This window comes from Alicyclobacillus sacchari, from assembly GCF_004366795.1.
Classification (GTDB): Bacteria; Bacillota; Bacilli; order Alicyclobacillales; family Alicyclobacillaceae; genus Alicyclobacillus; species Alicyclobacillus sacchari.
This window is the reverse complement of sequence record NZ_SORF01000001.1, coordinates 240472-259991: the sequence shown is the minus strand read 5'-3', so window position 1 is coordinate 259991 and position 19520 is coordinate 240472. Positions and strand designations below refer to the sequence as shown.

General features: G+C 54.5%; 18 protein-coding genes and 1 riboswitch. Of the genes, 8 read left to right on the top strand and 10 right to left on the bottom strand.

Going from position 1 to position 19520, the window contains the following annotated elements:
- Window positions 1-35 precede the first annotated feature (35 nt).
- The 5 genes from C7445_RS01220 to C7445_RS01200 form a co-directional block, all read right to left on the bottom strand.
- Window positions 36-2924 (bottom strand): EAL domain-containing protein, encoded by a 2889-nt coding sequence (locus tag C7445_RS01220; RefSeq protein ID WP_134158212.1) that lies wholly within the window; start codon window positions 2922-2924, stop codon window positions 36-38.
- A 66-nt stretch (window positions 2925-2990) separates the two neighbouring features.
- A riboswitch (cyclic di-GMP riboswitch) is annotated at window positions 2991-3085 on the bottom strand.
- Between the two features lie 142 nt (window positions 3086-3227).
- Window positions 3228-4049, bottom strand: coding sequence for a carbohydrate ABC transporter permease (locus C7445_RS01215; protein ID WP_134158211.1), 822 nt, complete (start codon window positions 4047-4049; stop codon window positions 3228-3230).
- Window positions 4050-4051: 2 nt separating this feature from the next.
- Window positions 4052-4948 (bottom strand): carbohydrate ABC transporter permease, encoded by an 897-nt coding sequence (locus tag C7445_RS01210; protein WP_424922980.1) that lies wholly within the window; start codon window positions 4946-4948, stop codon window positions 4052-4054.
- Between the two features lie 166 nt (window positions 4949-5114).
- The gene (locus C7445_RS01205; RefSeq protein WP_134158209.1) at window positions 5115-6416 is read right to left on the bottom strand and encodes an ABC transporter substrate-binding protein; all 1302 of its coding nucleotides are present in this window, start codon (window positions 6414-6416) and stop codon (window positions 5115-5117) included.
- Between the two features lie 311 nt (window positions 6417-6727).
- A complete protein-coding gene (locus tag C7445_RS01200; RefSeq protein ID WP_134158208.1) occupies window positions 6728-7861 on the bottom strand; it encodes a HAMP domain-containing protein in 1134 nt (377 codons plus the stop codon).
- A 166-nt stretch (window positions 7862-8027) separates the two neighbouring features.
- Between C7445_RS01200 and C7445_RS01195 the strand changes: the two genes are divergently transcribed.
- Both C7445_RS01195 and C7445_RS01190 read left to right on the top strand, forming a co-directional pair.
- Window positions 8028-9224 carry an ROK family protein gene (locus tag C7445_RS01195; protein ID WP_134158207.1) on the top strand — a complete coding sequence of 399 codons (1197 nt, stop codon included), beginning with the start codon at window positions 8028-8030 and terminating at the stop codon, window positions 9222-9224.
- Window positions 9225-9356: 132 nt separating this feature from the next.
- Window positions 9357-9860 (top strand): LabA-like NYN domain-containing protein, encoded by a 504-nt coding sequence (locus tag C7445_RS01190; protein WP_058093788.1) that lies wholly within the window; start codon window positions 9357-9359, stop codon window positions 9858-9860.
- Window positions 9861-9903: 43 nt separating this feature from the next.
- On the opposite strand, the gene C7445_RS01185 is transcribed toward C7445_RS01190, so the two are convergent.
- From C7445_RS01185 to C7445_RS01170, 5 genes are all read right to left on the bottom strand, one after another.
- Window positions 9904-11091, bottom strand: a complete 1188-nt coding sequence (locus C7445_RS01185) for an MFS transporter (RefSeq protein WP_134158206.1) — start codon at window positions 11089-11091, stop codon at window positions 9904-9906.
- 42 nt (window positions 11092-11133) lie between these two features.
- Complete coding sequence (locus C7445_RS01180) at window positions 11134-11919, bottom strand: ABC transporter substrate-binding protein (protein WP_166668931.1); 786 nt, start codon at window positions 11917-11919, stop codon at window positions 11134-11136.
- A gap of 124 nt (window positions 11920-12043) precedes the next feature.
- Window positions 12044-12226 (bottom strand): H-type small acid-soluble spore protein, encoded by a 183-nt coding sequence (locus tag C7445_RS01175; RefSeq protein ID WP_424922975.1) that lies wholly within the window; start codon window positions 12224-12226, stop codon window positions 12044-12046.
- 266 nt (window positions 12227-12492) lie between these two features.
- The gene (locus C7445_RS14485) at window positions 12493-12642 is read right to left on the bottom strand and encodes a hypothetical protein (protein WP_208320814.1); all 150 of its coding nucleotides are present in this window, start codon (window positions 12640-12642) and stop codon (window positions 12493-12495) included.
- A gap of 22 nt (window positions 12643-12664) precedes the next feature.
- Window positions 12665-13318, bottom strand: coding sequence for a ThuA domain-containing protein (locus tag C7445_RS01170; RefSeq protein WP_166668928.1), 654 nt, complete (start codon window positions 13316-13318; stop codon window positions 12665-12667).
- A gap of 129 nt (window positions 13319-13447) precedes the next feature.
- On the opposite strand from C7445_RS01170, the gene C7445_RS01165 reads away from it, so the two are divergent.
- From C7445_RS01165 to C7445_RS01140, 6 genes are all read left to right on the top strand, one after another.
- Window positions 13448-14593, top strand: coding sequence for a glycerate kinase (locus C7445_RS01165; RefSeq protein WP_134158203.1), 1146 nt, complete (start codon window positions 13448-13450; stop codon window positions 14591-14593).
- A 129-nt stretch (window positions 14594-14722) separates the two neighbouring features.
- The gene (locus C7445_RS01160; RefSeq protein ID WP_134158202.1) at window positions 14723-15484 is read left to right on the top strand and encodes a glucose 1-dehydrogenase; all 762 of its coding nucleotides are present in this window, start codon (window positions 14723-14725) and stop codon (window positions 15482-15484) included.
- Between the two features lie 40 nt (window positions 15485-15524).
- Window positions 15525-16763: a glucuronate isomerase gene (locus C7445_RS01155; protein ID WP_134158201.1), complete on the top strand. Its 1239-nt coding sequence runs from the start codon at window positions 15525-15527 to the stop codon at window positions 16761-16763.
- Between the two features lie 21 nt (window positions 16764-16784).
- Window positions 16785-17774: a sugar kinase gene (locus C7445_RS01150; RefSeq protein WP_243834867.1), complete on the top strand. Its 990-nt coding sequence runs from the start codon at window positions 16785-16787 to the stop codon at window positions 17772-17774.
- Window positions 17771-18400: a bifunctional 4-hydroxy-2-oxoglutarate aldolase/2-dehydro-3-deoxy-phosphogluconate aldolase gene (locus C7445_RS01145; protein WP_134158200.1), complete on the top strand. Its 630-nt coding sequence runs from the start codon at window positions 17771-17773 to the stop codon at window positions 18398-18400. Before C7445_RS01150 ends, C7445_RS01145 begins: the two co-directional genes overlap by 4 nt.
- 21 nt (window positions 18401-18421) lie before the next feature.
- Window positions 18422-19465, top strand: coding sequence for a mannonate dehydratase (locus tag C7445_RS01140; RefSeq protein WP_134158199.1), 1044 nt, complete (start codon window positions 18422-18424; stop codon window positions 19463-19465).
- The last annotated feature ends 55 nt before the right edge of the window (window positions 19466-19520 follow it).

Here is a 19520-nt window from a genome sequence, read left to right as displayed (position 1 = left end):
GATGCCCCGCCGGGGGGCACCCCTCCATGTACAACTCATCGAAAAGACGATTTTCTATCAGCTTCAAGCCTGCGTTTACGGAGCGCTTGGACGTGGCTCTGATGTCGGTGTAAAAGCTCTTGCAGGCGAGATTTCGTCGATTCATCGACATCGAATTCTGCGCCGTACTGGAAGATGCTGTTTTGCAGTTCTTTTGCCCATACCACGTAGCCTTCCACCTCGATATTCACGTCTGCCAGCGTATAACGGAATCGCAAACGGAGTTCATGTCGATCAGGCGGAAAGCGAAGTTTGGACAAGAAGCTGATGCCACCAGCACCAGCGTCGACAATGGAAACCTGCGTGTAACCGAGAGACAGCGGTTTGCCTGAGATGGACGCGAGCGTCACTTCGCCCGGCAACGGCTCGTCGAACGACAATCTGACATACTTGCGGCGATTCGTTTGCGTCCGTTGCGCCGTGTCCATGGCTGTCGGTCGGATCGATGATTGAGCGAGCAGTCGTTCAAATGTACCTGCAGGAACAGGTTTACTATATAGGTAGCCTTGGACTTGATCACATTGTTCGGCTTGTAGGAATGCGAGTTGTTCGGCGTTTTCCACGCCTTCGGCGACCACCGTCAGCTTCAGCTGATGAGCCAGTCCAATGACCGACTTGACAATCTGGGAGGGAGCCCACGCGTTTGGCACGTGATCGATAAACGACTTATCAAGTTTTAAGCCGTCTAGTTGAAATTGATGTAACCAACTCAGCGACGAATAACCTGTCCCAAAGTCGTCAAAATAGATGGCAATTCCAGCCTTCCGAAAGGCTTGAATGGTATCGGTCACGGCCGGATCGTTAGGCATGACTGACGTCTCGGTGATTTCGAATTCGATGGCCGAGGCAGGAACGCCACACTCATTCAGAATGGACAACACCGTTTGCACTGCGCCTTTTGCCTGAAACTGCTTGACGGCGACATTGATCGAAATTTTGATAGGTGGATAGCCCTTATTTCGCCAAATTCGAAGTTGTTGGCATGCTGTACGAATCACCCAGTAGCCGAGATCGACAATGTATCCTGTTTCCTCTGCAATTGGGATAAACTCGACGGGCGAGACCAACCCCCATGTTGGGTGTTCCCAGCGTATCAGGGCCTCTGCCGCAACGATTCGTCCACTCTGCACATCTACCCGAGGCTGGTAATACAGGAGAAACGCGTTGTTTGCCAGGGCGTTCCGCAAGTCGTTCGCGAGGACAAACTGTTTGTATGTACCGGTGTGAAGTTGAGTCGAATAGGTCTGCACACTGTTCCGAGTTGCGTCATTGGCACGGCGTAAAGCAACACCGGCACGTTGCACCAAGGTGGCGATGTCATCCCCGTCAGCCGGATAGAAGCTGACGCCGATGGCTGCGGTGACGTAAATAGTGTGCCCTGCAGACGCAAACGGTTCTTCAAACGCTCGCAGCAGCTCGCTCGCGAGGGCGAGCATCAATTCTGTGCCGCGTTCTTCTTGCCGCAGCATGATAGCGAATTCATGATCGCCGATGCGCGCACAGATGCTGTCTTCGGGCAAGCGGCATCGTATCCGCTCCGCCGCGAGGCGAATGACGAAATCGCCGACCGTATGGCCCAAATTCTCGACGATGCGTTCGAACTGTTGTATACGCAGAAGCATTACGGTTAGTGGGTGTTCCGACCCCAATTCGGTAATCCAAGAAGTGGATTTTTGAAAGAAGGCCTTTCGATTCAGGAGCCCTGTCAGTTCGTCGTGCTGTTCGAGAAACTGCATCTGTTGTCGAACAGACCGTGCTTCCGTCACATCGCGAAAGCGAAGCACAACATGTGTTTGACCACCCGGGCTTGTCCACGTAAATAGGGATGATACACATTGGCGATACGCCCCAGAACGGTGTTGAAAGCGAAATTCAATGTCCAGTTGCTCCGTTCGACTGTATGCAACCTTTTGACATGCAAGTTCAAACTCTGTTCGATCCGCTGGATGCACAAGTCCGGCTGCAGACAATTGATGTACATCGGATGGGGCCATGCCAATGACGTGTTCGACGGCTGCGTTTGCGTACAGAATTTTATATTGCTCGTCTAACAACAAGAAGACATCGGAAGCATGTTCGATGAACGGCCGCAGGCGCGATTCGCAGACCAGCGCACGTTCGATGGCATCGGCCGCCCCGGATATGGGCGTGTACATAGTCATCAAACCTTTGGTCACGCCGTTTTTATCATAGAGCGGCCCCAATGCAACAGATACTCTCCGCAGTGATCCGTCCTTATGCAAACGGACTGTGTCGAGCCAAATGGTACCTCCCGTATTCACGACGGCTTGATACAGTTCATGCGTAGAGGACTCCAGGCTCTTGGGGAGGTATGGAACGTGTTGAAATAACACTTCGTTTTCAGACCATCCAAAGAGTTGCTCCGTCCACTGATTTATATGGATAATGCCAAACTCGTGATCGAGAGCAATGGCGGCCTGAGGTTCACGGAGAAAGCTCCGATCATGCCTCAAAAACAGGCGAGTCACAGGCGTATCCAAGAGTGTCGTCACGTCGCGAACCGTACCTTCCAATCCGGACATATGACCGTTGTCGTCGTACGTACAGCGTGCGGTGTATTCTACATATTTTATGCTTGCTCCGACCTTGATTCGGTAGGAGAAACTGCGCCCGACTCGTTTTCCGGAACACAGCATGCGCCAGCAGTGTAGAACCAGGTCGCGGTCCTCCGGAACAATAGACGCGATGAACGGATCTGGGCGTGTTGGTTTGCCAAGTGTATGAAGGCCATAAATTTGGTCCATCTCAGGTGAACAGTAAACTTCATTTTCCTTTAATTTATATTGCCACCGTCCCAGCGCAGGGAAATCAGATTCACCTCCATTCCGATCCGCTTTGCCTCTTAACCACGAGTGTTTCATCATGTTCGTCCCACCCTGTGTCCACAAATGAAAAAAGACAACCGTGACGGCGGTTGTCCCAAACCGAACCACGGCAGCTGGCTGGCATAGCTGCCTGCATTGGTCAGCGTTAGCCCCTGTAGCTTTGCGTCCTCTCCGTTTCCGGAGGGTTGCCTTTTTCGTGCTTTTTCTACATCAATCGACAGAGCGATTATTTCGACAAAATCGTCAGTAATCCTTCCGATTTCGGAGAAAAAGTTGCATAAAGTAGGAGACAAATGAAAAGGCATGGCTCGGGGCCATGCCACATGTCGCGATGAGCCAACTTCACCCCTTGACGGAACCAGCCAGCAATCCGCGAATGAAATAACGTCCAAGCAGAATGTAAACAATCAAAGTCGGAAGTGCCGTGAGTACGGCCCCTGCCATCTGTACGTTCCATTGGACGACGTCGCTGCCGGACAAATTTTGCAAGGCAACCGTCACCGGTTGATGCGGCGGTGACGTCAAGGACACGGCAAACAAAAATTCGTTCCATATGCTTGTGAACTGCCAGATCCCTGTCACCACAAAACCTGGGATGGCAAGAGGCAGCATGATGCGCATGAAGACGCCCCAATAGCCGTTTCCATCGATTTGGGCAGATTCGATCAGATCATCCGGTATGCCAGCGTAAAAGTTCCGGAAAATCAGCGTCGTGATCGGCAGACCATAGACCGTATTGGTTAGGATCAAGCCTGGAATCGTATTGTACAAGTGGATAGCCTGAATGAACTTGAGCAACGGGATTAAAATGCTTTGGTACGGAATAAACATACCGAACAAAATGACTGGAAAGACAACGTTTGAACCTGGGAATTTCCATTTCGAAAGCGCATAGCCATTAAACGCACCGATCACGGAAGATAGCACAGTGGCTATGATGGCGAGATAAAAGCTGTTGCCAAGGTTGGGACCCAATTGCGCCCACGCCGCTGAGTAACTGGCCAACGAGAAGTGATGGGGCAAGGCCCACATATGCGCGATATCGACTTCGCTGTTTGGTTTGAAGCTGGTTGTCAATAATACGTAAATGGGAATCAGGAAAATGAGCGAAAAGAAAACCAATAACGTGTATGTTGCACTTTGTCCAACCCGGCGCATCACCATAGTCATTGCCCTTCCTTTCGCAGACTGTTCCAGAGATATGGAATCACGAAGATCATCATCAAGACGAACATGACAATCGCGATCGCAGATCCCTGTGCGTACTGGTTGGCTTGGAATGTCGTCGTGAACATATCCAGCGACGGAAGATCCGTGACATATCCGTTGCCAGGCCCTGTCATGGCGTATACCAAGTCGAACGTTTTCATCGAACTTTGCACGAGAATAATGACAACGGTCACCGTGACGGGACGTAATTGCGGGAAGATAATCCGCCAAAATGTCTTCCAACCGTTAGCGCCGTCGACATGGGCCGCTTCCTTGATCTCCTCAGGGACAGCGCGTAAGCCCGAGAGGTACAGGGCCATCGCAAAACCGGACATCTGCCATACACTCGCAATGAGGACTGCAATCATGGCAATCGGAAGACCAAATTGAATTTGTCCGACGTGGAAACTTGGTACGATCCGCGTGCTGGTGTACCAAGCTGGCGGATGGCTCGCGCCCAGGGCTTCGAAGATCAGGTTGACGCCAGTCTTCGGATTCAACAGCCATTGCCATACGACACCTGTAACAATAAAGGACAAGGCCATAGGGAACAAAAAGATGTTCCGAAATATGTTTTCGCCTTTGATTTTTTGATCAACCAAGATGGCGAGAAATAAACCCACGACCATACAAGCGAGAATGAAGAACACGGTAAAGAACAACAGGTTGCGAAGGTCTGACTGAAACCGATAATCCTGGAACAAGATTTGGTAATTTTTAAAGCCCCACAGTTGATAGTCCGGAAGGATGGAATTCCATTTTGTAAAGGACACATATCCTGTCCAGCCTAAAAAGCCATAGACAAAGATGAGCACCGCCGCAAGGGACGGTACGAGCGTTAAAAATGACCACATCTTATCCCAGCTGAATTTTTTCTTTTTGTGATATGCGACCGATGGTTTTGCGATAGTCGCCGACTGTGAAGCCAGCACGGGTGTTTTCTCCATTCCTTGATCCCCCTTCAGGGCAGTGGTCAAGTACAGTCTGTACTTGACCACGGTACAAGCCCCGTACGCCTGATTACGAAAGCGGATTTTCTTCAGCCGCCGTGTTGAGGGCGCTGATAAATTCGTTGACGTTCTTGGTGCTGATGAGCATCGTTACAGCTTGTGTAGCTGCCGTTTCAAACGCTGGGTTCGCAGCTTCGCCGTTTGCCAAACTTGGCACTAAGCTGTCCTTCTTAAAGTCGCTCATCGCTTCTTTGCTGTACGTATCAAACAGACTCATGTTCGCGTCCGTACGCGGCGGAATCGAACCCTTCAGCGGGTTGAATTCGTCCTGTCCTTGCTTGGAAGCTACAAGCTTCAAGAAGTCCATAGCTCCGGTCGGGTTCTTCGCACCCTTTGGCAAGCCGAACGAGTCGATTACGTATTCAAAATCGTTGTTCGTGCCCGGGAACGCGGTCCACCCAAACTGGCTGCCTTCCTTCAGGCCCTTCGACTGGAAGTATGCCTTCGCCCAGTCGCCCATCAGGTTGAACGCTGCCGAGCCGTCCGCCACCATTTGATCCGCTTCGTCCCATGTGAGAGCCGAATGGTTCGAGTTGGTGTACTGAAGCAACTCCAGGAACGTATTGGTCGCCTGCTTCACTTGCGGATTATTGAACGAAATCTTGCCTTGCCACAATTTGTCGTAATTTTGTGGACCCATCGTCGCGAGCAAGACGTTTTCCCAGAGCATGACGGAACCAAGCTGATCCTTGTCACCATACGCCAGTGGCGTGACGCCTTTTGACTTCAGCGTCTTCAGTTCGGAAATGAACTGGCTCATGGTTGTTGGCGCCGTAAGATGGTACTTTTTCAACACGGCTGGGTTATACCACAACACGTTTCCACGGCCGACATCCACTGGCACCGCATAGACATGTCCATTCTTCGACAAGTCGTTGATGATCGCTGCCGGAATGACTTTGTTGAGCCCCATGCTCTTGTACAGGTTGTCCAGTGGCTGCATTTTCCCAGCGTTGACCCACGCCATCAGTTCCTGACCAGCGTGAACTTGGAATGTTTCCGGTGGGTCGCCCGCTTGCATGCGGCTGGCCAAGACGGCCTTCGCATTCGATCCACCGCCGCCTGCGACTGCCTCGTTAACGATCTTTTCCTGAGGATATTCTTTGTTGAACGTTTTGATCAGTGCGTTCAAGCCATTGGCTTCTCCGCCTGCCGTCCACCAGCTGAAGATTTCCACTTGATGGGTGGTTGTGCTCGCAGAGCCGGATGACGAAGCATTCGATCCCGTGTTGTTACTCGGTGCACCGCAAGCGGTTACAACACCAAGTGCCAAAACGGCACCGCCGGCAAGAGATAAGTACTTTTTCTTCATCTTAAACCCCCCTGATTATGAGAGCGAGTAATGAGAGATGGAATCGGCCGTGAACGCTTACATCGATTCCGACATCTCTTCTTCGTCGTGATCATAAACTAAGGTGTCGAAAGTTGCAACTTGTTTTTTGGTTTTCAACGGATTGTTCCATCAAAAAAGCGCTCAAGGAGGTTGGGATACGACAGAGTTTTCCTTCGATGGTTTAGACAACTTTCCAAATGGGGTTACATGCATGTACACGTGGGCCGCGTAAACGGGACATGACATGCAACCCCAGTCGTGCATTGGCTAACCTAAGAGCGATGAGCATGCTAGACCTCAAGGGTCAATAGTAGAGTTCGCAACTCACTTGCCATTTCACTCAGACGACCTGCCGTACGATTGATGTGCTGAATGGCTCCCAATTGCCCATTGGCCGTCGAAGCTAATCCTTGCAAGTGGTGGTGGACTTGAGACGTTTCATCCATGAGTGTTTCCACAGTCATCAACCACTGTCGGACGTCTGAAGCGTCTTGTGTCTCAGCCGTCTGTCCGTAGCTGCCCGCGTCAGCAGCGGCTTGTATGGACCAAGACATTTTCCCGCCCAGCTCCTGCAGCTTTGCGAATTGAGACGAGATGGAGTCGTTGAGATGATGAATGGCGTCCGCCATGTGCAGGGCACCGTGCGCCGTGAAATCGCCACTCTCGACGAGTTGTTCAAAATCTGTGTGCAATTCCTCTGCGGTTTGCGCCATGCGTGTAATCAATTGCTGCAAACCACCGGTCATCCGTTCGAAGCTGCGGGCTAGACTGCCAAGCTCATCTCTGCGACGAGTGGATTTTCGGAGATTGACGACAAAGTTGCCGGTGGCAACCTCATTCACGGCGGACATCATAGCCTGCAACGGTTTGGATAAGACTTCGCGCGTAAATAGCCAAGCAGATACCAAGGCGAGGGCGAGAGCACACAGCCCAATGTATAAGATTTCGCTCAGCAATATATGGTTGGAACGGAGATCGCCTGCTATAGACAGCTTGACATCGGCACTATAGGGCATTCCACCGTACCCTGTGAGCGGTACGATGAGATTGATGATGGTTCCGTTGAGCGTCGTCAACACCCTGTGTTCACCCAGCGCAATAGTGCTGGAAGGGGATGCCTGGGTGCCGATACGCCGCGGATTGGTCGACGCGATATCATACAAAAAGTCGTTGAGCTTATAAATATCGAATGATATCAAATCGGGTTCTTGTTGTTTCAAATTCAATAGTACAGATTCAAACTGGTAGTCTGGGACATCGCTCAGTAGGGCCGAATCGATGGTTTGAATCATTGAAACCGCTTTCTCCTTGGAAAGCTGAATAATGGTTCGACGACTTTCCACATAGACGATGGTCAATGTTGCTGAGAGAATTACCAGGATAACCACGCTGAAGAGAATCACCAATTTTCGAAACAGTGACAAGAAAGCTCCCCCTTAATCGCCACTTCTGTTCGGGCGCCGGACAGCGTATACTGATACGTAACATGCCTTGCTCGATAGGCAGATAGGCAAGTCTACGAGCACAATGCTAGGGCATTCGCGACTGCTTTGCAATAGACTCGTACCAGTCAAGGGGTGACCGGCGTTCATGCATGCGAATATCGACGCATCGGCGATGCGCCGGATGAATCGCGCCACTGTTCTCAAATTGATCCGTGATTTGCGGACGACATCCCGCATTGACATTTCCCAGATGACGGGTTTGAACAAGGCGACTGTGTCCAACATTGTCGACGAACTGATATCCGAACAGCTCGTGGTAGAGGTGGGATATGGCTCTTCGAGCGGCGGGCGAAAGCCTATTTTACTCCGCTTTAACGCCAATGCGGCATATGCTATCGGCGTCGACGTGCAAATTTCGCATATGACGACCGTTGTTTGTAATATCCGGGGAGAGCCTGTTTATCGACAGGTTCGCCAGACATCTTTGGCAAGCCCGGGAGATCCGCGTGATTCGCTGCTGGATTTTATTTCGGAGGAGATTTCGAAAGCGGTTGCGGCCGCGCCGTCAAGTCCGTATGGCTTGGTAGGGGCATGTATCGCGCTGCCCGGGATGGTCAATTTCCACCGCGGTCTTGTTTATTATTTGCCGAGTGTGTTCGCAGGCGAATGGGATATTCGGTCACAGCTCGCACAGCGCGTGTCGATCCCGCTGTTTTTCGATAACGACGCAAACTGCGGTGCGTGGAACGAGTATATGGGGCAGGCGATGCGCCTCAAGAATCTCGTCTTCGTAAACATGGGCGTTGGGATTGGCGCTGGCGTCGTGATCGATGGCAGATTGTATCGCGGACGGGACGGAATTGCGGGGGAATTTGGGCACATGACCGTGAATCCCATGGGTTCCGCTTGCATGTGTGGCAGCTATGGATGCTGGGAGGAATATGCATCGGAACGTGGCTTGCTTCGTTATCTCCGAGAAGCAGGTGCAGATGTTTCGACATTGAGCGTTGGTGAGTCGTTGTTGGAACAGGCCATCACGCAGGCGCAAAACGACAACCGCGCGTTCATCCGGGCATTTCATGCACTTGGTCAGCAATTGGGCATGGGCGTTGCGAACATCTTAAACGTGCTGAACCCGGAAGAAGTCATCCTTGGAGGAAACGTGGTAAAGGCTGCTACGTTTGTGTTGCCGGAGGTGGAGCGCGCGATTAAGCACCGAGCACTGCTTACGAATAAGCAAGTACCTGTCCGTATGGGCAACGTGCATGCGGTTGCTGTGGGTGCGTCATCGCTTGTGATGCATGAGATCCTATTTGCTTCCGCCGAACTGGTTGCTCCGTAAGGATAGTGCGATCGCGACGCATTGCAGGGCATGGTATGATCAAGTTACGAAAACCTGTTTTTTATTCACATGGCTCGAATGGATGTGTAATGAATGCGAAAAACTGAATTTTGGAAAAGGAGATAGTCAGCGATGAGAGTTTCATTGTTTGTCGATGGGGCAAACTACTACTACATGCAAAGAGATAAGCTGAAATGGAATATCGATGCCCAAAAGCTCAGGGATTGGGCGGCTTCAAAGGGCGAGTTGGTCGATGCATTTTATTACATTGGAAAGAGCGCTCCGTCCGATTTACGTGAACAAAAATACTTGGATATGCTCGCATATAGCGGATATTCGCTTGTCACGAAAGAGATTAAAGAAATCCTCCAAGATGATGGGTCAATCACGCGCAAAGCGAATTTGGACATCGAGATCGTCCTCGATATGTTCAACACCATTGACAACTACGACATGGCTATTCTCGTCAGCGGCGACGGGGATTTTGAACGGCCGCTGCAGTTGTTGCGGGCGCGGGGCAAGAAATTCATCGTGCTGTCTACGGCCGGGTTTGTCGCTTCCGAAATCCGTATGGTTGCCGGTATGCACTTTGTCGACGTCGCCAACTTACGCGACGAGCTGGAACGAATCACGTGATGCAAATATCCATATGGACGCCACGAAGAAGGGGCAGGCCACATCAGGCCTGCCTTTGTTCAACTTCGCGTAGCGGACGTTGTTGGCGGATAGCAGGTGCCAACCCATATGTGAGAAGCGCTGCCAGTACACTTACGCCGGCTACGCAAAGAAAGCCGCTCCCGATTCCGATGCCGTCGTCGAGCCAACCGACGATGGCTGGGCCGCCAAACATACCAAGTGCGTAAATGGCTTGGTAAAAGCCCATCGCCGTGGCACGTTTGCGCGCTTCCACATGACGGATCGCCAGTCCCATGAGAACCGGCATGCACAGCCCCTGTCCGAAACCGTTGCACGCCTGCGTGATGTAAAGCAACCCTAAATCGTGGACAAACGGAATGGCCGCCGTAAACATCGCCGCGATCACAAAACCGGCCGCGACCACGTTTCGTGCGCCCAACCAGCGAGAGAACGCGCCGCCGCTGTACAGCGACGCGATGGCGTTTGGCAGTGTCGATGCGAGGGTCAACCAACTCAAATCCATTTTGTTGGCGTGCAAGAGCGTTGCCGCCGTTGTCGTGAAACCAAACATCGTCGTAAACGTGACGATCTGCGCGAGAATCGCGAGCGTCGATACGCCAAGTACGACTCGATCGCGCCCGACGGCAAGCATTTCCCGCGGCTCGATGCCCGCATGATCCTGCGACGGTGCGTTATCCGGGATGCCAAAGGCCAACGCGATCCCGATAGCGCCGCCAAGGGCACCGAGCCAAAATGGCGCGTGCCAGCCAAACCGCTCTGCCACCATCCCACCCAGGGTCGACGCGGCAAGCTGACCGAGCGAAGTGTAAAAGCTGATGACGCCCATTGCCTTCGGAGCCTCATCGGGCGTGTGATAGCTGGCATAAAGGACGGTGAACACGACCCAACTTGCTGCTGCCACTCCGGCAAGCAGGCGGAAGATCAACGTCGCGATGACCGAGTGTGTGAGTGCCAACCCCAAACTGCTTACCGCGCCCATGGCCACCCCGCCAATGACGAACGGCTTGCGCCGACCGATGCGATCCGACCATATTCCCAGCGGAATTCGGATTAACATTTGGGAAAAGCCGTACGAACCGACGATCACCCCAGCCATGCTCAATGTGCCGCCAATCGCGAGCACATACGGCGACAAGAGAGGCACGTAGGTATATGTAGAAAACCAATACAACATGGTGACAAAATAGAATAGCCAGAGTCGCTTTGACATATGGCTGCCCCCTTTGCCCGTGCCGCTAACGGCAACTTCGGCTCAACGTTCAGACCGTGCGACCTTGGCGATGGTTTGATGCAGGGAATAGAGTGTGTCGATCAGCATCGGGCCGCATTGTAGCACTTCCCCTGATAGCTCGTAGACGTGCCCTTCGCGCACGGCTGCGATTTGCGCAAACCCTGGTCGCTCACAGAACTCTGGATGCCGAAACGGCTTGCCGCACCACGATGCAAACACAAGGTCAGGGTCTGCCGCGATCACGTCATCGGGCTTAACGACGCGATCCGCTGCCGAAAGTCCTTCAATGGCCTTGGCTCGAAAGACGTCTTCTCCCCCTGCCAATTCGATTAGGTCGCTGACCCAGCCAATGCCCGTGATGAGCGGATCCATCCACTCTTCGAAATATACGCGCGGCCTGCGCGGAAAACGCTCGGCTTTGACGCGAACCTCGTCAATTGCCAGTTGCAGCCGTGCGTTGAGAGCCGAGGCTCGGTCGGATGCACCCACGACGTTGCCGAGAAGTGAAATGGTCGAAAACAGATCCTGCAATCGCTGGGGATAGAGGTGTATGACGGTGATGCCAGCCTGACCGAGCGCGGCCGCCAACCCGTTCTGAACGGCGGACGTCAGAATGGCAACATCCGGTTTTGTCTCGAGAATCTTTTTGATACTTCCGTTTTGAAAGCCAGAGACTTTGGGAATGCTCAACGCTTCAAGTGGACGTGTGGTATAAGCAGAAATGCCGACCACGCGGTCGAGCGCCCCAAGTTCATTCAGGATTTCTGGAATTTCCGCCGCGAGGCAAACGATGCGTTCCGGATACATAGAAGATGCCTTCTTTTCGTTAAGGTGCCCTGGGCAGAACGCCGATATGGGCTCGAGCACCATCCTACCGCACCAAACGGCGAATCGGTAGGGCGTTTGCCAGCCGATTCGCCGAAACTGGCCGTTAATGCTCGACGAGGTTGGACACGTGCACGTCGTATTCCTGTTCCGGCCGTTCCAAGGCGTAGACGCGTGCGGTCTCGTTCTCGAGATCGACCTGTTGAATGTAGATGCGCTGTCCATTGTGCGTGACATTGGCCATGACTGGAGATTCGGAAATCTCCTTGGCGCGATGTGCGTTCAGCATGCGCTTGCCACTCCTTTCGTTGCGAATGAGCAAAGGTGCAACTGTAGAGTGTCCATATGCGCCATGCCATACACAATGCGAATGTGGCGCGAAACCCTCACGATTTTGCCACATCGGACAGACCGCCGTCCGCACAATTTGCGCTATGATCAAAAGCGACAATCTTCGACAGGCGGTGTCACGGTGCAAGGATTATTTGAAATTGCCGGCTTGGTTGTATTGGTTTGGTTCATCCTGCGTTACCGGCGACATGGAGGCTGAGGAAATCACTTATCTTCTTTGCCCCAGCCCCAGTTGACAAATGCCGGTGTGATACAAAGAAACAGAAATCCCCAGTGGGACGTCACCGCCGAGACGATGAGGCTCGCGACAGGGACGGCAATCGAAAGCACAGTAAGCCATCGCGTTGGATTCAATGGAACCACCAATTCCATGGTATCACAATCGCTTGGTTACCCAGAACAGCGCGTTTGTCACTAGTTGCTGTACGCTCGGATGTGCCAGTCCGTCCGGTTTATGGGCTGGCGTGATGCAGCACACGCGTCCGTCGCCATACGAATGCGCCCAACCAGCCGTGGATTCGCCGTCGATCGACGTCGACGACACAAGGATGTCCGTCGGTCCCGAATGCAGTTCGACGAAGTAATGTTCGTCCACGATGGTGAAGGGATCGATCCCGTCCGTGATTGGATGGCTTGCCGGCGTGTATGTAACGGGGGCGTTCACTTTTGGGTGCGATACAAAGTGCCCGCGAAGCATAGATGTATACGGGCCGGGGACAGGGTAACAGGACATACCGGCATGCCACGCGAGCCAACCGCCTCCTGCCTCGACATAGCGCACGATGGCTTGTGCGGCATGTGCATCTTGCCAACGCGTCGGTGGATTTAGCGTCGGATCGACGCGGTCTTCTTTATACATGACGACGGCAGCCGGTTGCTCAAGGAGGCGATCCACCAATTCCGATTCATGGATTTCGGCATAGGTGTAGCCTTGCTCGCTCATTGGTTCAAACATGGCTGCAAACGCTTGCGAAATGGGCGCGGAGGGGTGGTAGTAGTCTCCAAAGACGACGTAGATATGCTTGCTCACCAAGGTCCTTCCTTTCGTGGCGCAGGTGCTTGTTCTACGATGGCGGCGACTCTGCGCGCTAAGACTGTTATGATTATAACTGTGAGACTCGCAAGGGCACAGGTTCATATCAGGTGAAAGGATGTCTGTATGCGCTTCCTCGTAGCTCCGGATTCGTTCAAGGGTTCACTTACCTCGGTTGCGGCAGCCCAGGCCATGGCTCTAGGCGTGCAACGTGCGTGTCCAGAAGCCGATATCCTAGAATTCCCGATCGCCGATGGCGGCGAGGGCACGCTGGCCAGTCTGCTTCGGGCGACGGGCGGCGAGCGAGTGGAGGTCGATGTTCATGATTCGCTTGCGCGGCCGATCCGGGCGGGCTATGGCGTTTTGCCGGACGGCACAGTGGTCATCGAGGCGGCATCGGCGGTGGGCTTGAACTTGGTGCAACCGGCGGATCGCGATGTTTGGCAGGCGAACAGTGTTGGTCTTGGCGAATTGCTGCTTCATGCACTCGCACGTGGTCATCGCAGAATCGTCGTCGGACTCGGCGGCAGTGGTACCAACGATGCGGGGATTGGCTTGCTTTATGCACTGGGTGCCCGTTTTTACGACGCAAACAATCGCTCGTTGCAACCGACTCCAGCGGCTTGCCAGGCTGTCAAGCGTGTCGATCTCGCCAACTTACATCCGGCCCTGCAAACGGCCGAGATCTGGGCGGCCTGCGACGTCGCCAATCCACTGTGCGGCGAGCGCGGAGCGACATATGTGTACGGCCCGCAAAAAGGCGCCACCGGTAAGGATGTACCGCGCCTCGATGCGGCGCTCGGTTCCATCGCCGCCGCCGTAGAACGGGCGTTTGGCCGGAGTTGCCAAGAACAGTCTGGCGCAGGAGCGGCAGGTGGGATTGGCTTTGCACTGTTGGTTCTCGGTGCGCGCTTCGCCCGCGGCGTCGATCTTGTGCTTGACGCGATGAACTTCGATACACACGTACAAACTGCGGATCTCGTCCTGACCGGTGAGGGATGTACGGACGAACAAACGTGCTTTGGCAAGGCGGTGGCGGGCGTGGCTCAACGTGCACAGACCGCCGGTGTACCCGTGATCTGTATTTCCGGCGCCGTTCAAGAGGGCGCTAAAGGCTTATACGATCTCGGTGTCAGTGCCATGTTTTCGATTGCAAACGGTCCCATCTCATCACAGGATGCAATGGATTACGCGTTCGAATTGGCGGCCAACGCTGCGGAGATGGCGGTACGAGCATTTCTGGCAGGTCATCGGCGGACGCAGGCACGATGAATTCCTTATTGTGCTACAATTGACGTGTCCCAATGGATCGCAGTTCTTTCGGAAGACGACGAAATTAGCCAGTTTTTCGATTCCTTTGTAACCGCTTCCGAGCATGGAACCACGAAAGGGGTGTCCGCCTTGCGCCTGTTTGACTTGCGTGGTCGTACAGCCTTAGTCATCGGTGGCACTGGCGTGTTGGGTAGCTATATTGCGGAGGGTCTCGCTGAACACGGTGCAAATGTCGCCATTGCCGGGCGGGACCAAACGAAGGGCGACCAAGTTGCGAAGCGTCTGCAGGATGTCGGCGGTAGCGCGCGTGTCTTTGCAGTCGATGTCCAAGATCGGACTTCCATTGCGGACTTGGTGCGCGATGTGGCGGCGTGGGCCGGGCGCATCGACGTCTTGGTCAATTGTGCGGGTGTCAACAGCAAGACGCCGTTCTTCGACATTGAGGAGAACGAGTGGGATCGCATCGTCGGGACAAACGCCAAGGCTGTCTTCCTGGCCTGCCAGGTTGTTGGCAGGCACATGGTTGAACGTGGCGGTGGCTCCATCATCAACATCTCATCGGTTTCCTCGAATCCTCCTCTTTCCGGCGTCTTCGCGTACTCTGCATCGAAGGCGGCTGTCAACAACATGACGCAGTACCTGGCGCGCGAGCTGGCTCCTCATGTGCGTGTCAACGCAATCATCCCAGGCTTTTTCCCGGCGGAACAAAATCGAAAAATCCTGACGAAAGAGCGGATCGACAACATCGTTCGCCATACGCCGCTGGGCAGGTTGGGGGAGCCCCACGAACTCAAGGGGATAGCCGTCTGGTTGGCGTCAGATCGAGCCTCTAGTTTTGTGACTGGCGCGTTGATTCCAGTCGACGGCGGTTTTACGGCCATGACGATTTGAATGTGGTGTGAAGATTGTAGGCGAAGGTGGGGATTCCATCATGGCAACGCAAACTGAACTCGCGGCGTGGGTGCGCGAAGCCGTGGCGACAGTCAGGGTCACCGACATGCACACGCACCTGTTTCCGCCCTCATTCTCGGCACTTCAGGTGAGCGGTGCTGACCATGTGCTCACGTATCACTATTTGATCGCCGAGGCGATGCGCGTTGGGCAGTTGTCTTCGACGGATTTTTGGGACCTGTCGGCGCCATCACAGGCGGACTGGATCTGGGAACAGTTGTTTGAAAAAACGACGCCGCTGAGCGAGGCGGCATTGGGGGTCGTGCAGATTGCGCAGGCTTTTGGCGTCAATCTGCGCACAGAAAAACTGGCAGGGCTGCGCGCAAAGCTTGAACCAACCGCGACGGACACGTACGCCAACCATGTGCTGGATCTCGCCGGGGTTGACAGTGTGGTCATGACCAACGATCCGTTTGACGAGATCGAGCGGCGTTACTGGGAGCAGGGAACACCGCGCAATCGACGCTTTCATGCGGCGTTGCGGCTCGACGTCCTCTTGAACGACTGGCCCAGGGCCCAAGTGTACCTGTCGAATACTGGGTACCATGTGGGGCCAGAGCTCGGCGAGGTTGACATGGCAGAGGTGCGTCGATTCCTAAAAGACTGGGTCGCGAAAATCAAACCGGTCTATTTCGCGTTTTCGGCACCTGATACGTTCGCGTTCCCGGAGGACACCGTGCGCGGGCGGTTGCTTTCCGATGCGATTTTGCCGGTGTGCAGAGAACAGCGGCTGCCGCTTGCACTGATGATTGGCGTGCGCAGACAGGTCAATCCACACCTTCGTTCTGCCGGCGACAGCACAGCCAAGGCCTCCATGTTGCCGATTGAAGCGCTGGCGCGGCGTTATCCCGAAAATAAGTTTCTGGTGACGTTTTTGGCGCGCGAGGATCAACACGAATTGGCTGTCACGGCGCGCAAGTTTGGCAATGTCATGCCATTTGGGTGTTGGTGGTTTTTGAATACGGAGACGCTCGTTTCGGAAATATCCAATATGCGCTTGGAACTGATCGGCCCCACATTCGTCATCCAGCATTCCGACGCGCGCGTACTCGAACACGTGATTTACAAGTGGCGCCGCGCGCGCAAGGTTGCAACGGCGGTCTTGACGAACAAATATCAGCAGTTGCAAGAAGCGGGATGGGATTTGACACGCGAAGATGTCGATCGCGACGTCAACCAGTTATTCTCCCAAAACTTCTGGGATTTTGTGCAGCGCTGATTGTAAGAGGGGGCATCAGAATTGTCAAAGGTCATGCAATCGCTTGGCCGCGTGCTCACGTTTGGCGAGCCGATGGTCGTGTGTGTTCCCAAAGAGGCCGGGAAGTTGACGGAAGTTCGGGAGTTTCGAACTGACTGCGCTGGGGCGGAGATGAATACCGCTATCGGGTTGGTTCGGCTACAGGTTCCCACATCGTATTTGGCGCGCGTTGGCGACGATCCGTTTGGTGAATTGATTCGCAGACAGCTGCGGGCGGAAGGCATCGATGACACACTCGTCGATGTATCGGTAGAGAGGCCGACGGGGGTGTATTTCAAACAATGGCATGGCCTCAAAAAACAGACGCAAGTGTTTTATTACCGTGCGTTCTCGGCGATGGCGGGCGAGGGATTTGCCGTCGATCGTGCGATCTCGCAGCTCAAAGCCAAGGAATTTGCATGGGTACACGCGACGGGTATCACCTGGATGATTGGCAGCGAAGCAAGACAGTCGAGTTTCGCGATCGTCCAATCCGCTATGTTGGCGGGCGTCCCGGTGTCGTTCGACGTGAACATTCGACTGAAATTGGCGCCTATCGATGCGTGGCGGGAGCTAGTACGCGAAGTGTTGCCGCATGCGGCCTGGATCTTTATGGGGGATGGCGAGGCGGATCAGTTGTATGGCACGAGTGATGCTGATGAGATTTTCAAACGACTTCGCGATATGGGATTCACCGGGACTGGCGTCGTTGTCAAATGTGGTGAGAAAGGCGCCGAGCTCGCGGCCAGCGACGTGCGGTTACAGGTCGGTGCCTGGCCAGTTGAGAACGTGGTGGATACGGTCGGTGCGGGCGACGGGTTCAACGCGGGATTTATCGCAGGGATGATGCGAAGGCTGCCACTCGAGCGTTGCTTGAAGCTCGGATCGCTCGTTGGCGCTTATGCGGTAACAGGAAGTGGCGACTTTAGCCAGTATCCGACCTGGGCGGAAGTGGAGTCACATCTGAACGGAAAGGGAGTTGTGCAACGGTGATATCCGATATTGTGGCGTGGCTGGCAGAGGCGCGAGTGGTCGCGGTGGTAAGAAGGCTGCCAGAAGAGGTGTTTCACGACGTGATCGCGGCCTTGGTTGAAGGCGGCATCACGGCCATTGAGGTGACCATGGATGCAGAGGGCGGTTCGCGCCTCATTGCGGAGACGCGCGAGCGCCATGGTGCGAAAGCGCGCATTGGCGCGGGTACCGTTTTGACTGAACAGCAACTGTTGGACGCGCACGCCAGCGGCGCTGAATTTTTCGTCTCCCCCCATTTCGATCCTGCACTTCTAAGTCTGGCTGCGAGCATTGCGAAGCCGATGGTGCCAGGCGTGCTCTCGCCGACAGAGGTGCGTGCCGCGCGCCAGGCCGGAGCCGAAGCGGTCAAGATTTTCCCGGCGGCGGCCATGGGACCGGGCTACGTGCGCGATTTGCGCGGGCCGTTTGGCGATCTGCAGGCCATGGTCACAGGTGGCATCGACGAGACGAACGCGCGCCAGTTTATCGATGCAGGCGCCATAGCTGTTGGCATGGGCAGCTCGTTGTTTCCGAAGGCGGAAATTGCCGCTCGCGACTTCGCGAGCATCGCGCACCGCGCAGAACGCTTGCGGGCATTGTTAGGATAACGCGGCAGGAGGCGCACATCGATGCAAATGTCTTTTCGATGGTATGGCCCCGACGATCCAGTGACACTTCGCAACATTCGCCAAATTCCAGGGGTCGTCGGCATTGTCACGTCGCTTTATCACTTGTCCGCAGGTGAAGCCTGGCCGGAGGATGAAATTCGCTCGCTCGTGCGGACCGTGGAAGCTGCAGGATTGCGATTGACCGTGATCGAAAGCGTGCCCGTGCACGAGGACATCAAACTGGGGCGGCCAACTCGCGACAGGTACATTGCCAATTATCAGACCACGTTGCGGCGCCTGGCTGCGGCTGGCGTTCGCACCGTCTGCTACAACTTCATGCCATTGTTCGATTGGCTGCGCACGTCGCTCACGTATGAATTGCCCGACGGATCGACCACGCTTGCGTATTTCGACGAAGAAGTCGATGAACAGGCCTTGCTTGCCGGGCGGCTGCGCTTACCGGCATGGAACTTGGAGACGGATAGTCAGCGTTTGCGCGACATGCTTTCGCAGTATCGCGAGATGGGCGCCGCCGCCTTGTGGGATCATCTCGCGTATTTTCTGCAGGCCGTTATACCGGTCGCGGAAGAAGTAGGCATTGCCATGGCTATTCATCCTGATGATCCGCCCTGGTCCGTCGTCGGTATCCCGCGCATCATCGTCGATCGCGCCGCCTTGCAGCGGCTCATTCGCCTCTGTGACAAGCCCGCAAATGGCGTTTGCTTTTGCTCAGGCTCGCTCGGTGCCTCGGCAGATAACGATCTGCCACTCATCCTGCGCGACTTGGGCGAGGCGAAGCGGGTTCACTTCGTGCATCTGCGCAATGTGCGCCGCATTGGCCCGCGATCCTTTTACGAGTCTGGCCACCTTTCCGCCAACGGTTCCATCGACATGTTCGGCTTGATACGGATACTGGCCGAGATGGACTATGCGGGCCCCGTTCGCCCTGATCACGGGCGCATGATCTGGGGTGAGAACGGCAACCCAGGATACGGCTTGTACGATCGGGCTCTTGGTCTCGCCTACCTCAACGGCCTATGGGAAGCCGCGCGGGCTATCGGGTAAACCTGAACGGCAGATGGCGGTCGTGTTTGGACATACCCGGTATAATGGGCATGGA